General features: G+C 60.7%; 12 protein-coding genes. 5 read left to right on the plus strand and 7 right to left on the minus strand.

Translation table 11 applies throughout. From position 1 onward, the window contains the following. Position 1 precedes the first annotated feature (1 nt). The 6 genes from AC1ROI_RS17180 to dksA form a co-directional block, all read right to left on the minus strand. A complete protein-coding gene (locus AC1ROI_RS17180; RefSeq protein WP_102599737.1) occupies positions 2 to 1,402 on the minus strand; it encodes a polynucleotide adenylyltransferase PcnB in 1,401 nt (466 codons plus the stop codon). A gap of 738 nt (positions 1,403 to 2,140) precedes the next feature. Then, positions 2,141 to 3,577, minus strand: a complete 1,437-nt coding sequence (locus AC1ROI_RS17185; protein ID WP_010467604.1) for a sigma-54-dependent transcriptional regulator — start codon at positions 3,575 to 3,577, stop codon at positions 2,141 to 2,143. 22 nt (positions 3,578 to 3,599) lie between these two features. Continuing rightward, entirely contained in the window at positions 3,600 to 6,554 is a 2,955-nt protein-coding gene (locus AC1ROI_RS17190) for a sensor histidine kinase (RefSeq protein WP_031319123.1), read from the minus strand. Further along, positions 6,538 to 6,714 carry a hypothetical protein gene (locus AC1ROI_RS17195; RefSeq protein WP_003176118.1) on the minus strand — a complete coding sequence of 59 codons (177 nt, stop codon included), beginning with the start codon at positions 6,712 to 6,714 and terminating at the stop codon, positions 6,538 to 6,540. The genes AC1ROI_RS17190 and AC1ROI_RS17195 overlap by 17 nt, the downstream gene beginning before the upstream one ends. Positions 6,715 to 6,791: 77 nt before the next feature. Continuing rightward, a complete protein-coding gene (gluQRS, locus tag AC1ROI_RS17200) occupies positions 6,792 to 7,688 on the minus strand; it encodes a tRNA glutamyl-Q(34) synthetase GluQRS (RefSeq protein ID WP_077750276.1) in 897 nt (298 codons plus the stop codon). A gap of 194 nt (positions 7,689 to 7,882) precedes the next feature. Next, positions 7,883 to 8,323: an RNA polymerase-binding protein DksA gene (gene dksA, locus AC1ROI_RS17205; RefSeq protein WP_007902025.1), complete on the minus strand. Its 441-nt coding sequence runs from the start codon at positions 8,321 to 8,323 to the stop codon at positions 7,883 to 7,885. 333 nt (positions 8,324 to 8,656) lie between these two features. Here dksA and AC1ROI_RS17210 point away from each other — a divergent pair, with 333 nt between their 5' ends. Beyond that, entirely contained in the window at positions 8,657 to 9,829 is a 1,173-nt protein-coding gene (locus AC1ROI_RS17210; protein ID WP_102595138.1) for a pyridoxal phosphate-dependent aminotransferase, read from the plus strand. Beyond that, the gene (sfsA, locus tag AC1ROI_RS17215; RefSeq protein WP_010467613.1) at positions 9,829 to 10,542 is read left to right on the plus strand and encodes a DNA/RNA nuclease SfsA; all 714 of its coding nucleotides are present in this window, start codon (positions 9,829 to 9,831) and stop codon (positions 10,540 to 10,542) included. The genes AC1ROI_RS17210 and sfsA overlap by 1 nt, the downstream gene beginning before the upstream one ends. On the opposite strand, the gene AC1ROI_RS17220 is transcribed toward sfsA, so the two are convergent. Further along, positions 10,539 to 10,856: a Rieske (2Fe-2S) protein gene (locus AC1ROI_RS17220; RefSeq protein WP_102595139.1), complete on the minus strand. Its 318-nt coding sequence runs from the start codon at positions 10,854 to 10,856 to the stop codon at positions 10,539 to 10,541. The genes sfsA and AC1ROI_RS17220 overlap by 4 nt on opposite strands. Positions 10,857 to 11,022: 166 nt before the next feature. Between AC1ROI_RS17220 and AC1ROI_RS17225 the strand changes: the two genes are divergently transcribed. Genes AC1ROI_RS17225 through AC1ROI_RS17235 form a run of 3 tightly spaced genes read left to right on the plus strand, consistent with a single transcriptional unit; the run spans position 11,023 to position 13,696 of the window. Next, positions 11,023 to 11,895 carry a heme/hemin ABC transporter substrate-binding protein gene (locus AC1ROI_RS17225; protein ID WP_010467617.1) on the plus strand — a complete coding sequence of 291 codons (873 nt, stop codon included), beginning with the start codon at positions 11,023 to 11,025 and terminating at the stop codon, positions 11,893 to 11,895. Beyond that, on the plus strand, positions 11,892 to 12,929 hold the full coding sequence (locus AC1ROI_RS17230; RefSeq protein WP_102595140.1) for a FecCD family ABC transporter permease: 1,038 nt from the start codon (positions 11,892 to 11,894) through the stop codon (positions 12,927 to 12,929). Before AC1ROI_RS17225 ends, AC1ROI_RS17230 begins: the two co-directional genes overlap by 4 nt. Beyond that, a complete protein-coding gene (locus AC1ROI_RS17235; RefSeq protein ID WP_102595141.1) occupies positions 12,929 to 13,696 on the plus strand; it encodes a heme ABC transporter ATP-binding protein in 768 nt (255 codons plus the stop codon). The genes AC1ROI_RS17230 and AC1ROI_RS17235 overlap by 1 nt, the downstream gene beginning before the upstream one ends. Positions 13,697 to 13,698: the final 2 nt, after the last annotated feature.

Raw genomic sequence — 13,698 nt, forward strand, 5'->3', positions numbered from 1 at the left:
ATTACTCGCCCGTAGCACTCGGTGCGCCGGCCGCGCGTTTGCGCTTGGCGCCACCGCTGCGACGCCGTTTGCGGGGTGCACCGGTGCCTTCATCCTTGCCGCTGAGGTCGCGGATCATGTCCCGACGCTCACTGTCATTGGCGTCCTGATAGTCGGTCCACCATTCGCCCAGGCCATCGGTCTGCTCGCCAGCGCTTTCTCGCAGCAGCAGGAAGTCGTAACCGGCACGGAACCGCGGGTTGTCCAGCAACAGGTCGGCACGCTTGCCGCTGCGGCGAGGAAGCCGCTCCTGCATGTCCCAGATCTCGCGGATCGGCATGGTGAAGCGTTTCGGAATCGCGATCCGCTGGCACTGCTCGGCAATCAGCTCGTGAGCGGCTTCCTGCATCGCCGGAATCGGTGGCATGCCACGTTCTTGCAGGCGCAGGACGCGGGCCGGCAAGGCAGGCCACAGCAGGGCTGCAAACAGGAACGCCGGGGTCACCGGTTTGTTCTGTTTGATCCGCAGGTCGGTGTTGATCAACGCTTCGCTGATCAAGGTGTGGGTGTACGTCGGGTTGTATTCCAGCCCCTCGGCACTGGCCGGGAACAGCGGATCGAACAACTGCAGGTCGACCAGCATCTCGAAGGTGTCCGCGGCATGGCCGGAGAGGAACAGCTTGAGCACTTCTTCGAACAGACGGGCTGACGGGATCTCGCGCAGCATCGGCGCCAGGTCGCGGATCGGCAGGGCGCTGTGTTTTTCGATGCCGAAATTCAGCTTGGCGGCGAAACGCACGGCCCGCAGCATCCGTACCGGGTCTTCCTGGTAGCGTTGCTTCGGGTCGCCGATCAGGCGGATCAGGTGATTGCGGATGTCGTGTACGCCATTGGCGTAATCGAGAATGCGCTCGCTGACCGGATCGTAATACAAGGCATTGATGGTGAAGTCGCGGCGTTGCGCGTCTTCTTCCAGCGTGCCGTAGACGTTGTCGCGCAGGATGCGCCCGCTCTCGTTACGGGAAGACTGGTTGCTGTCCTCTTCCTCGTCGTTTTGCGGGTGATTGGCACGGAAGGTCGCGACTTCGATGATTTCGCGGCCAAAGTGGATATGCACCAGCTTGAAGCGGCGACCGATGATCCGCGCGTTGCGGAATTCGGCCCGCACCTGCTCAGGCGTGGCACTGGTGGCGACGTCGAAATCTTTTGGCGTGATGCCAAGGAGCATGTCACGCACACAGCCGCCGACCAGGTAGGCCTGGTAACCGGCGTTCTGCAGGCGTTCGACGATGTTCACCGCGTAACGGCTGAATTGGGCCTTTTGCAGCGAATGTTGGCCGCTGTTGAGCACTTCAGGCGTACTGCGAATGTGTTGCGTATGACGCTTGGGAGAACGGAATGACTGGAACAACTTCTTCAGCATGGGATGCACTGTTTGAAGGAATGTTCGGCCATAACGAAGAATGACCGCATGATGGGCGGGGATTCTAGCATTTAGTCAGGGGATGGTGTAGGACACAGCAGATATGAGCTGTAAGCCGCAGGCTTCAAGCGGAAAACAAAGCAGATTTGGGTAGGTTTTTCGAATCGTAGAAACTACAAGGGGAGCCGAAGCTCCCCAAGAAAGTAGTTGCATGCTCTATTTTTATTTTTGAGTCGGGCTTTTTGTTTTTATTAAGTGCCCTCGCCATGAAGTGTTTCCTTCATGGCCCTCCCAATCGGGAGCCAAGAGCAAACGGATTGCTTTGGTCGCTGTGCTGCAGTGATCTTTCGATCCAACCAGTTCAGGCACTGTCTTAAGACAGTTTTTTATTATTCTCGGCCTGGTCGTGGGGCAAGCCCCAAATACAACGCCTCTCCAAAAGAATCAGTTAGCTGCGCCTCTCGCCGTCTTGTTTTTATTGTGCGTGAGTCGATTCGTCTTATTTTTATTGTCTTGTGCATTGCTTGTTATTGTTCTTGTACTAAACATATAGCAGGGTGCGTGCCAACTTTTGTGAGGTCCAGCAAAACAAGGGGTTAGGCGGGCTGGCAGGGTTTTCGAGGCCGAAAAAAAACCGGGACTTCGTTACCGTAAGCCCCGGCTTCTGTTACGTGAAAAGACTGAGGTAACAGTTTTTTCACAAAGTCATGTGTTACCCGCACATCAGACAGGCGCGGTTCAGCTCTCGCTGGCAACCCCGGTCTTGCGCCGCGGGATACCCAGGCGCTGACGACGTTCCCACAGGCACTTGCGACTCACCCCGAGTTTGCGGGCCAGCTCGGTTTCCGTCATGTGGTCCTGATGCTCAAGCACGAAGTGCTGGAAGTAGTCTTCCAGCGACAGGTCTTCGGTCGGCTCATGATTGTTGTTGCTGGCGCCGTTGCCCTGTTGCGGCGGCAGACCAATGAAGTCGTCGTCTTCCAGGTCGCTCAGTTCGATGTCGATCCCCAGCAGCTCGGCGGAAATCTCCGGGCTCTCGCACAGGATGACGGCGCGCTCTACCGCGTTTTCCAGTTCACGAACGTTACCCGGCCAGGAGTAATGACGGATCGCCTGTTCGGCATCCGCCGCGAATTTCAGGTCGGTGCGGTTGACCCGCGCGCTCTGTCGCGCCAGGAAGGCATTGGCGATCTCGTTGACGTCGGCACCGCGCTCGCGCAGTGCCGGCAATTTCAGGGCGATCACATGGAGGCGGTAATACAAGTCTTCACGGAACTGACCGATCTTCGCCAGGCTCTTGAGGTCCCGGTGAGTCGCGGCGATCAGGCGCACATCGACTTTCTGTGACTGGACCGAACCGACCCGGCGAATTTCGCCTTCCTGCAACACGCGCAGCAAGCGGGCCTGGGCTTCCAGTGGCAGTTCGCCGATTTCGTCGAGGAACAAGGTGCCGCCGTCCGCCGCTTCCACCAGACCGGCACGCCCGGCGCTGGCGCCAGTGAACGCGCCTTTTTCGTGGCCGAACAGTTCGGACTCGATCAGGCTTTCCGGGATGGCTGCACAGTTCACCGAAATCATCGGTGCCTTGGCGCGTTTGGACAGGTTGTGCAGGGCGCGGGCCACCAGTTCTTTACCGGTACCGGATTCACCCTGGATCAGGACATTGGAATCGGTCGGCGCGACTTTGCGGATCTTGCTGTACAGGTCCTGCATCGGCGGGCACGAACCGATGATGCCGATTTCGCCGTTGCTGTTATCAACACCCGGTTTCGCCGCGCCATTGGCCGCTTTGCCGGTGGCAGGTTCACCGCCGGCCGGCAGCGATTGGCGGTCACGCAGGATACGGGCGACAGCCTGGAGCATTTCGTCGTGATCGAAAGGCTTGGCGATGTAATCCACCGCGCCCATCTTCATCGAGTCGACGGCCGAACGCAGGCTGGCGTAGCTGGTCATGATCAGCACCGGAGTGCCTTGGCCGAGTTTGATCAACTCGGTGCCCGGAGCGCCCGGCAGACGCAAGTCGCTGACGATCAGGTCGAACGTGGGAATGGTGAAGCGTTCTTGTGCTTCCTGCACTGAACCGGCTTCGCTGACCTGGTACTGGTTACGTTCCAGCAGGCGGCGCAAGGCGGAGCGGATAATTGTTTCGTCTTCGACGATCAAAATGTGCGGCATTGATTCGATACTCTCGACGGTCTCAGTTCACAGCGGACGTCGCTTCGACATGACGCGGCAAGGTCACCCGAATACGGGTGCCGCGTTGGCTTTGTACATCAGCCGGGCTGTCGATGGTGATTTGTCCATAATGCTCTTCAACGATGGAATAGACCAGTGCAAGGCCCAGACCGGTGCCTTCGCCAGGATCCTTGGTGGTGAAGAAAGGTTCGAACAATCGGTCCATGATGTTCTTCGGAATACCGCTGCCTTCGTCTTCCACGATCAGATCGACCGTGTGTTCGCCGGCTTCGCTCTTGACCCGCACCGCACTGCCGGGAGGCGAGGCGTCACGGGCGTTTGAGAGCAGGTTGATCAATACCTGGGCGAGGCGTTGCGGATCGCCTTCGACCCAATGATCGGGGTCGCACAGGTTATAGAACTGCACTTCGAAATTGCGTCGGTTCAGGGCCAGCAAACCGATGGCATCCTGAGCCACTTCAGCCAGACAGACGGGCTCGTCGCTGTGCTGGTGACTGCCGGCGTGGGCGAAGCTCATCAGCGACTGGACGATGCGCGACACGCGTTTGGTCTGTTCGAGGATCTGGCCGCTGATTTCCTTCAGTTCGCCATCGTCTTCGCGTTCTTCGCGCAGGTTCTGCGCCAGGCACGCGATGCCGGTGATCGGGTTGCCGATTTCATGGGCCACACCCGCCGCGAGTCGCCCGATGCTGGCCAGGCGCTCGGAGTGCACCAGTTTGTCTTCGAGCATCTGGGTTTCGGTCAGATCTTCCACCAGCAACACCAGGCCACTGTTACCCGGTGCGAGCGGTTCATCAATGGCCGCTTTGTGCAGGTTCAGCCAGCGGGTCTGGCCATCAAGGGCCAGGTGCTGTTTGTGCAAATGCTCGTCCGGCAGATTGATGAAGCCTTGCAGCAGTTCTTTCCACGGATCGGCGATGGTGCTCAGGCGCGATCCGACCACACGCTGCGCGGCAATCCCGGTCAGCTCCTCCATGGCTTTGTTCCACATGAGGATTTCCTGATCCTTGGCCAGCGAGCAAACGCCCATCGGCAATTCCTGCAAGGTCTGGCGGTGATAGCGGCGCAGGGCATCGAGTTCGGCGGCAAGGCCGGTGAGGCGGGAGTGGTAGTCCTCAAGACGGCTTTCGATGAAGTGGATGTCTTCGGTGACGTAGTTTTCGCCGCCAGCCTTGTACGGCAGGAAGGTCTCGACCATGTCCTGCGCCACGCTCGGGCCCATCAGGCCGGAGAGGTTGGCTTCGATCCGGTCGCGCAAACGGCGCAAGGCATAAGGCCGGCGCTCGTCGAACGGCAGATAGAGATCACGCAGCGCCTGCTCAACTTCTTTCTGCGCGGCCTTGGCGCCCAGAGGCTTAGCCAGTTGCGTGGCGAATTCCTGAGGCGAGGCGGCGTGCAGTTCACGGCGTTGCGGGCGACGCACGTTGTCCACGGCGCAGGCTTCGGCGGCGCTGGCCTCTTCGGGGCTGGCGTTGGTGAACAGCGAGATCAGGGTGAACATCAGCACGTTGGCGGCCAGGGACGCGATCGCGGCCATGTGCCAACTGGTGTCGTCCAGCACGTAGATCATGTTCAACAGCGGAATGTAGAAGCCCTGCAGATTGCCGACCAGCGGCAACAACATGGTCACCAGCCACACGAGGATACCCGCCAGCAAACCGGCGATGAAGCCGCGGCGGTTGGCGGTCGGCCAATACAGGACCGACAGGACCCCCGGAAGAAATTGCAGCGTGGCCACAAACGCGACGATGCCGAGGTTGGCCAGGTCCTGTTCGGCGCCCAGCAACAGGTAGAAACCGTAACCGGCCATGATGATCGCAACGATCAGCGCCCGGCGGGTCCACTTCAACCAGCGATAGATGTTGCCTTCGGCCGGCGGTTGGTAGAGCGGCAGCACCAGATGGTTCAGCGCCATCCCGGACAGCGCCAGGGTGGTGACGATGATCAGTCCGCTCGCGGCCGACAACCCGCCGACATACGCCAACAACGCCAAGGCTTTGCTGTTGGCGGCGATGCCGATGCCCAGGGTGAAATATTCCGGGTTGGTAGTGGCGCCGAGTTTCAGTCCGGCCCAGAGAATCAGCGGCACCGCCAGGCTCATCAACAGCAGGAACAGCGGCAGACCCCAGCTGGCGCTGACCAGCGAACGCGGGTTGAGATTCTCGGTAAAGGTCATGTGGTACATGTGCGGCATCACAATCGCCGAGGCGAAGAACACCAGCAGCAGCGTTCGCCACGGGCCTTCCTGCAAGGGCGTGTGCAAGGCGGCGAGGGCGGTCTGGTTTTGCAGTAGCCACAGTTCCAGCTGTTGCGGGCCGTCGAACACGCCATAAAGGGCATAGAGGCCGACACCGCCAATGGCGATCAGCTTGATCACCGACTCGAAGGCAATCGCGAACACCAGGCCTTCATGTTTCTCGCGGGTGGCGATGTGGCGCGAGCCGAAGAAGATCGTGAACAGGGTAATCAGCGCGCAAAAGCTCAAGGCCACGCGATGCTGCACCGGCTCGCGGGTCAGGATGCCGATGGAGTCGGCCACCGCCTGGATCTGCAACGCCAGCAATGGCAGCACGCCGATCAACATGAAAATCGTGGTCAGCGCCCCGGCCCACGTACTGCGGAAACGGAAAGCAAACAGGTCGGCCAGCGACGACAGTTGATAGGTGCGGGTGATTTTCAGGATCGGGTACAGCAACACCGGCGCCAGCAAAAACGCCCCGGAGACCCCGAGGTAACTGGACAGAAAACCGTAGCCGTACTGATAGGCCAGGCCCACCGTGCCGTAAAACGCCCAGGCACTGGCATACACCCCCAGCGACAGGGTGTAGGTCAGCGGGTGGCGAATGATCGCCCGGGGGATCATGCCCCGTTCGCTGATCCAGGCGACGCCGAACAGCACCGCCAGGTACGCGGCGCTGATCAGGATCATCTGGGTCAGGCTAAAGCTCATCGGCATCTTTTTGGCTCTGCAGGATGAAGGTCACGACGATCAGAATCAGCCAGAGCAGATAAGGGCGATACCAGGCGCCAGTGGCGTCGATCCACCAATCCATGATGGCCGGGGAGAACAGGTAAATCCCCACTACCAGGAGCAGGACCAAGCGATAGATGTACATCCCGGCCTCTCTTTTTTATGCGCGTGCCCGAAAACGTGCGGCGATGGTAACGGATGGGCGCGCCACTGCAAGTGTGATCACTGTAGTTGCGCTTCGGGCAGGGTCAGTGTGCGCGGGATTAATAACGCATCCCAGTGGGCGATGCCCCAATCCAGCACTTCGCGGGGGGTGGCGTAAGCCAGTTCAGCACCGGGGTTTTGCCCCAATGCGCGCAACGCACGCAGCAACAAAGGGGTTGCCTGATCTTCGGTCAATGGCGGCGAGCGGTAGGACTTGCCGAGTTTATTGCCATCGGGCTGGGTAATCAGCGGGATGTGCAGATAACGCGGTTGAGGCAGGCCGAGCAGTTCTTGCAGGTAAAGCTGGCGCGGCGTGGAGTCGAGCAGGTCAGCGCCACGGACGATATCGGTGATGCCTTGCCAGGCGTCGTCCAGCACTACCGCCAGTTGATAGGCGTAGAGCCCGTCGCGGCGCCGGATCACGAAATCGCCGACGTCCCGGCCCAGGTGCTGGCGATATTCGCCTTGCACCCTGTCGATGAAGTGGTATTCCAGTTCGGGGACGCGCAAGCGAATCGCGGCATCTTCGGTGCCATGGCCGGCGTTGCGGCACAGGCCCGGGTAAATGCCGTGATACGGCTCCAATTGCTTGCGCGAGCAGGTGCAGGCGTAAGCGAGGCCTTGATTGAACAGGCGATTGAGGACTAAGGCGTAGGCGTCATGCCGATCGCTCTGGCGGACCACTTCCCCGTCCCACTCGAAACCGTAGCTTTCCAGGGCTTTCAAGATGGCTGCCTGGGCGCCGGGTTCTTCCCGTGGTGGATCGAGGTCTTCCATGCGCATCAACCAGCGACCGCCCACCGCACGCGCGTCGAGGTATGAGGCCAGCGCCGCGACCAGCGAACCGAAATGCAGGTGGCCGCTGGGCGTGGGGGCGAAGCGGCCGATGTAGGTGGGGGAGGCGATGGCGGTCATAAGGCGGTGTCAGGCTGTCCAATCGTTTCGAGCATGGCTTGAAGCCGCCGTCGCGAGCAAGCTTCGTTCCTACAGAAGATCGTGCCAGCCTTTGTAGGCGCGAAGCTTGCTCGCGAAGGCAATGCCGAAGACGCAATAAATATCAGAAACAAAAACGGAGCGTTCGCACGCTCCGTTCTTCGTTCAAGGCGACATTACTTGCCGACTTGCTTTTCCTTGATTTCCGCCAGGGTCTTGCAGTCAACGCACATGTCGGCGGTAGGGCGGGCTTCCAGTCGCTTGACGCCGATCTCGACGCCGCAGGACTCGCACCAGCCATATTCTTCGTCTTCGATCAGCTGCAGCGTCTTGTCGATCTTCTTGATCAACTTGCGCTCGCGGTCGCGGGCACGCAGTTCAAGGCTGAACTCTTCTTCCTGGCTGGCACGGTCGGCCGGGTCAGGGAAGTTGGCCGCTTCGTCTTTCATGTGATCAACCGTGCGGTCGACTTCCTGCATCAAGTCCTGTTTCCACTTATTCAGGATCTTGGTGAAGTGAGCGCGCATGGGCTTGCCCATGTACTCCTCGCCCTTTACTTCTTTGTAGGGTTCGAAGCCGCTGATCGACTGGTTTTGCTGCTTTGCTTGGGTGGGCATGAAATGGACCGCCTCTACTCTTGTAATCCATTGCGCAGGATTGCTCCATCACCGACACCTGCCGGCCCTGCGGCTGCAAGCGGGCGAACTTACCAGATCAAATCGGGCCGCGCTACTCCCGGATGTCGAGGTAGTGGCCCAAAGGGCTTGCAAATGATCGCAAAGCCTTGTCTGGCGGCGATGGAGACCTGATCAATTATTGATTTTAGTCAAACCTGAGGTACACGCTTGTGTCGTTTACGGCCAAGTTATAACGCGTCTGACCGCTTTAGGTTCTCGCTCGTTCCAACGCTTGGGTAGAATCGATTTTTTTCTCCGTTGTAAGGAAGGCTAATGGCTCAGTCCTACAGTGCCCGCAGTCGCGCGATCGAACCTTTCCATGTCATGGCACTGCTGGCGCGGGCCAATGAACTGCAAGCCGAGGGTCACGATGTGATCCACCTGGAAATCGGCGAGCCGGACTTCACCACCGCCGAGCCGATCATCCAGGCCGGCCAGGCAGCACTGACGGCGGGGAAGACCCGTTACACCGCTGCGCGTGGTATCCCCCAGTTGCGTGAGGCCATTTCGGGCTTTTATCAGCAGCGTTACGGGTTGAACATCGACCCGCAGCGAATCCTCATCACGCCTGGCGGTTCCGGCGCCTTGTTATTGGCCAGCGCCTTGCTCGTCGATCCGGGCAAACATTGGCTGCTGGCGGACCCGGGTTATCCCTGCAACCGGCATTTCCTGCGGTTGGTCGAAGGCGCCGCGCAACTGGTGCCGGTCGGCCCGGACGTTCGCTATCAGCTGACGCCGGACCTGGTGGCGCGCCATTGGGATCAAGACAGCGTCGGCGCCTTGGTGGCCTCACCCGCCAACCCGACCGGGACCATCCTGACCCGTGACGAACTGGCGGGCTTGTCGGTTGCGATCAAGGAGCGACACGGTCATCTGGTGGTGGACGAGATCTATCATGGCCTGACGTATGGCACCGATGCCGCCAGTGTGCTGGAAGTCGATGACAGCGCCTTTGTCCTTAATAGTTTTTCCAAGTATTTCGGCATGACCGGATGGCGGCTGGGATGGCTGGTCGCTCCTGAAGCGGCAGTCGGCGAGCTGGAAAAACTTGCGCAAAACCTCTACATCAGCGCCCCGAGCATGGCCCAGCACGCCGCGCTGGCCTGCTTCGAGCCGGCCACGATCAGCATTCTGGAAGAGCGTCGGGCCGAATTCGGTCGTCGACGGGATTTCCTGTTGCCGGCTCTGAGAGAACTGGGCTTCGGGATCGCCGTCGAGCCGGAAGGCGCGTTTTACTTGTACGCCGATATCAGCAAGTTCGGCGGCGATGCCTTCGCATTCTGCCGACATTTCCTCGAAACCGAGCATGTCGCCATTACCCCGGGCCTGGACTTTGGACGTTATCAGGCCGGGCATCATGTGCGTTTTGCCTACACCCAAAGCCTGCCGCGCCTGGAAGAAGCGGTCGAGCGGATCGCACGTGGATTGCGGAGCTGGCAAGGCTGATGCGTTTTCATCCTCCCCTCGAAGAAGGTCGCCTGATCCGTCGTTACAAGCGTTTTCTCGCCGATATCGAAACCGTTGGCGGCGAATTGCTGACGATTCACTGCCCCAACACCGGCTCGATGCTCAATTGCCAGGTGGAAGGCGGGCAGGTCTGGTTCAGCCGCTCCGACGACCCGAAGCGCAAATTGCCCGGCACTTGGGAAGTCGGCGAAACCCCGCAAGGCCGGTTGTTTTGCGTGAACACCGGGCGCGCCAACGGGTTGATCGAAGAGGCGTTGCGGGCGGGCGTGATTACCGAACTGAACGGCTTTACCGAGTTGAAACGCGAAGTGGCCTACGGGCAGGAAAGCAGCCGCATCGATTTCCGTCTCGATTACCCGGGCGGGCCGGCGTATGTAGAGGTCAAAAGCGTGACCCTGGGCTTCGACGGTTCATCGGTGGCGGCATTTCCCGACGCAGTGACGCAACGGGGCGCCAAGCATTTGCGGGAACTGGCTCACTTGGCTCGGGACGGGATTCGCGCGGTGCAGTTGTATTGCGTCAACCTGACCGGCATTGAAGCGGTGCGTCCGGCAGAAGAGATCGATTCGGCCTACGCAGTAGCATTGCGAGAGGCGGTGGCATGCGGCGTCGAGGTAATGGCCTATGGCGTGCGATTGACCCATGAAGAGATGGTGGTCGATCGACGCCTGGAGGTGCTGCTGAACAGTTAAAGGTTGATCCAGATACCTTGTTCGTCTTCGCGGCAGGCAACGGGGGTGAGGGATTGTCCGGCGCACGGGCCGGCGACGCATTCGCCGTCTTCGATCAGGAACAGTGCGCCGTGGGTTGCACACTGGATCAGGCTGTTGCTGGGGTCGAGAAACTGATCGGGTTTCCATTCCAGCCCGACACCCCGGTGCGGGCAGCGATTGATGTAGACGTACACTTGGCCGCCCCGGCGCACAGCAAAAAGTTTCTGACTGTCGATGTCGAATCCGCGACTGCTGTTGTCAGCCAGTTCGGCACCTGTACAAATCAACTTCATGTCTATCCTCTGTTTCGGCGGCTCGTGACCGGATATGTCCGAGCTTGACGTTCAAATGCAAACAATTATCAAATGGCCGCTTCGCCCCGTCGGGTGCAGGTGCCGGATGCCGAGGATACTTGGCCTGTCATCTCGATGCCTGGGAAAACTTAAAAGGAAGCTGTTTATGCGCCTGAGTACCCGCGTTGTTGCGCTGTGTGTCGGACTCCTCGTCAGCCACCACGCCGCAGCGGCCGAGTTGCCACAGCGTTGGGTCAGTGCCGGTGGCGCCTTGTCGGAGTGGGTGAGCGCGCTGGGCGGTGAGTCAAAACTGGTCGGCGTCGATACCACCAGTCAGCATCCTGTCTCGTTGAAGGCGCTGCCGAGCATCGGTTATCAGCGGCAACTGTCGGCGGAGGGCATCTTGAGCTTACGCCCGCAGATCCTGGTCGGCACCGAAGAAATGGGGCCGCCGCCGGTGCTGTCGCAGGTTCGTAGCGCGGGCGTGCAGGTCGAACTGTTCTCGGCCCAGCCTGATCTGCCGACGCTGCAGGGCAATCTTGCGCATCTGGGCAAGTTGCTCGGTGCTGAAGACCGGGCTGCGCAATTGCTCCAGACCTACCAGCAGCAACTCGAACAGCAGAAGCTCCGGGTCACTCGCGCGCAGTTGAAGGAAAAATCGCCGGGCGTGCTGTTGCTGCTGGGCCATGCGGGCGGCAAGCCGCTTATCGCCGGCAAAGACACCGCCGCCGATTGGCTCATCCAAAAGGCCGGCGGGCACAATCTGGCCACGCACACTGGCTACAAACCCTTTTCCGTTGAGTCGCTGGTCAGTCTTGACCCCGACGTGCTGGTGTTTGCTGACCGAGCGATGACCGGCGATGCCGCGCGCGCGGCGTTGTTCAAGGAAAACCCGATTCTGTCCTCGACCCGTGCGGCCAGGGACGGGCGCGTCATGGAGCTCGATCCGACCTTGTTGGTAGGTGGATTGGGGCCTCGGTTGCCCGATGCGTTGAAAACGCTGTCTGATGGTTTCTTCCCAGGCAATACGGCCCAATGACCGTTCTGGTTAAACCCCGTGCGTTGTTCATTGGCCTGAGCCTGCTGTGTCTAGTGGCGATCTGGCTGTCCTTGGCGCTGGGGCCGGTCAGCTTGCCTTTATTCGATACCCTACGTGCGGCGTTGCGCATGATCGGCCTGCCCATTGCCCCTGATGGGCTGGAGCAGGCCGAGCTGATCCTCGGGCAAATACGCCTGCCTCGAACCTTGTTGGGCCTGGCGGTGGGTGGCGTACTGGCGTTGTCCGGCGTGGCGATGCAGGGATTGTTTCGTAATCCGCTGGCTGATCCGGGGTTGGTCGGGGTGTCCAGCGGTGCTGCGCTGGGCGCTGCGATCGCGATTGTCGGTGGTTCGGTGTTTGGCGGTCTGCCTGAATCGTTCGGGCCTTATCTGTTGTCGGTGTGCGCATTTCTCGGCGGGTTGGGTGTGACGGCGCTGGTGTATAGGCTGGGTCGCCGCGATGGGCAGACGAACGTCGCGACCATGCTCCTGGCCGGTATTGCGTTAACGGCGCTGGCCGGCTCGGCGGTCGGTTTGTTCACCTATCTGGCCGACGACGCGACCTTGCGCACACTCACGTTCTGGAACCTGGGCAGCCTGAACGGCGCCAGCTATTCACGGCTCTGGCCGTTGCTGCTGGTGAGCGCCGGTGTGGCGCTCTGGTTGCCGCGCCGGGCCAAGGCCTTGAATGCGTTGCTGCTGGGCGAGTCGGAGGCCGGTCACCTGGGCATTGACGTCGAAGGGCTCAAGCGCGAATTGGTGTTTTGCACCGCGCTGGGAGTTGGCGCGGCCGTGGCGGCGGCGGGGATGATCGGGTTTGTCGGTCTGGTGGTGCCGCATCTGGTGCGCCTGCTGGCCGGTCCTGATCATCGGGTGTTGTTGCCGGCCTCAGTGCTGGCCGGTGCCAGTCTCCTGCTGTTTGCCGACCTGGTCGCACGGCTGGCCTTGGCGCCAGCAGAGTTGCCGATCGGAATTGTCACGGCCTTCATCGGTGCGCCGTTCTTTCTGTATTTACTGCTCAGAGGGCGTGCCTGATGTTGCGAACCCAGAGCCTGCAAATCCGTCGAGGCGCAAAAATCGTACTGACGGACATCACGCTTGAGCTCAAGCCCGGCGAAGTGCTCGGTGTGTTGGGCCCCAACGGCGCGGGCAAAAGCACCTTGCTCGGCGCCTTGTGCGGCGAGTTGAAGGCTGACCACGGCAGCGTCTGGCTCGATGAGCGCGAATTGAGCCATTGGACCGGCGCGCAGCGAGCCCAGCGACTGGCGGTCTTGCCGCAGGTGTCGACCCTGGACTTCGCCTTCCGTGTGGAAGAAGTGGTCGGCATGGGGCGTTTGCCTTATCAAAGCGGGCGGGTCCGGGATGACGAGATCGTCGCCGCCGCCTTGCACGCTGCCGATGCGGGACACCTGAGTGGCCGCAGCTATCTGGCGCTGTCCGGCGGCGAGCGGCAGCGGGTACACCTGGCGCGGGTACTGGCGCAGCTCTGGCCGGGGGAGGTGGGGCAGACGCTGTTGCTCGATGAACCGACTTCGATGCTCGACCCGCTGCACCAGCACACCACCCTGCAAGCAGTGCGCGAGTTCGCCGATCATGGCGCTGCGGTGCTGGTGATCCTGCATGATCTGAATCTCGCGGCGCGCTATTGTGATCGCCTGTTACTGCTCGAAGGTGGGCGGCCCGTGGCGCTGGACACCCCTGAGCACGTCTTGCGCCCGGAACCACTCAAAGCGGTATTCGGGCTGGAAGTGCTGGTGCAGCGGCATCCGGAGCGTGGTCATCCGCTGATCATCGCCCGCTGAGA

The organism is Pseudomonas sp. GW823-FHT02C02, from assembly GCF_058797635.1.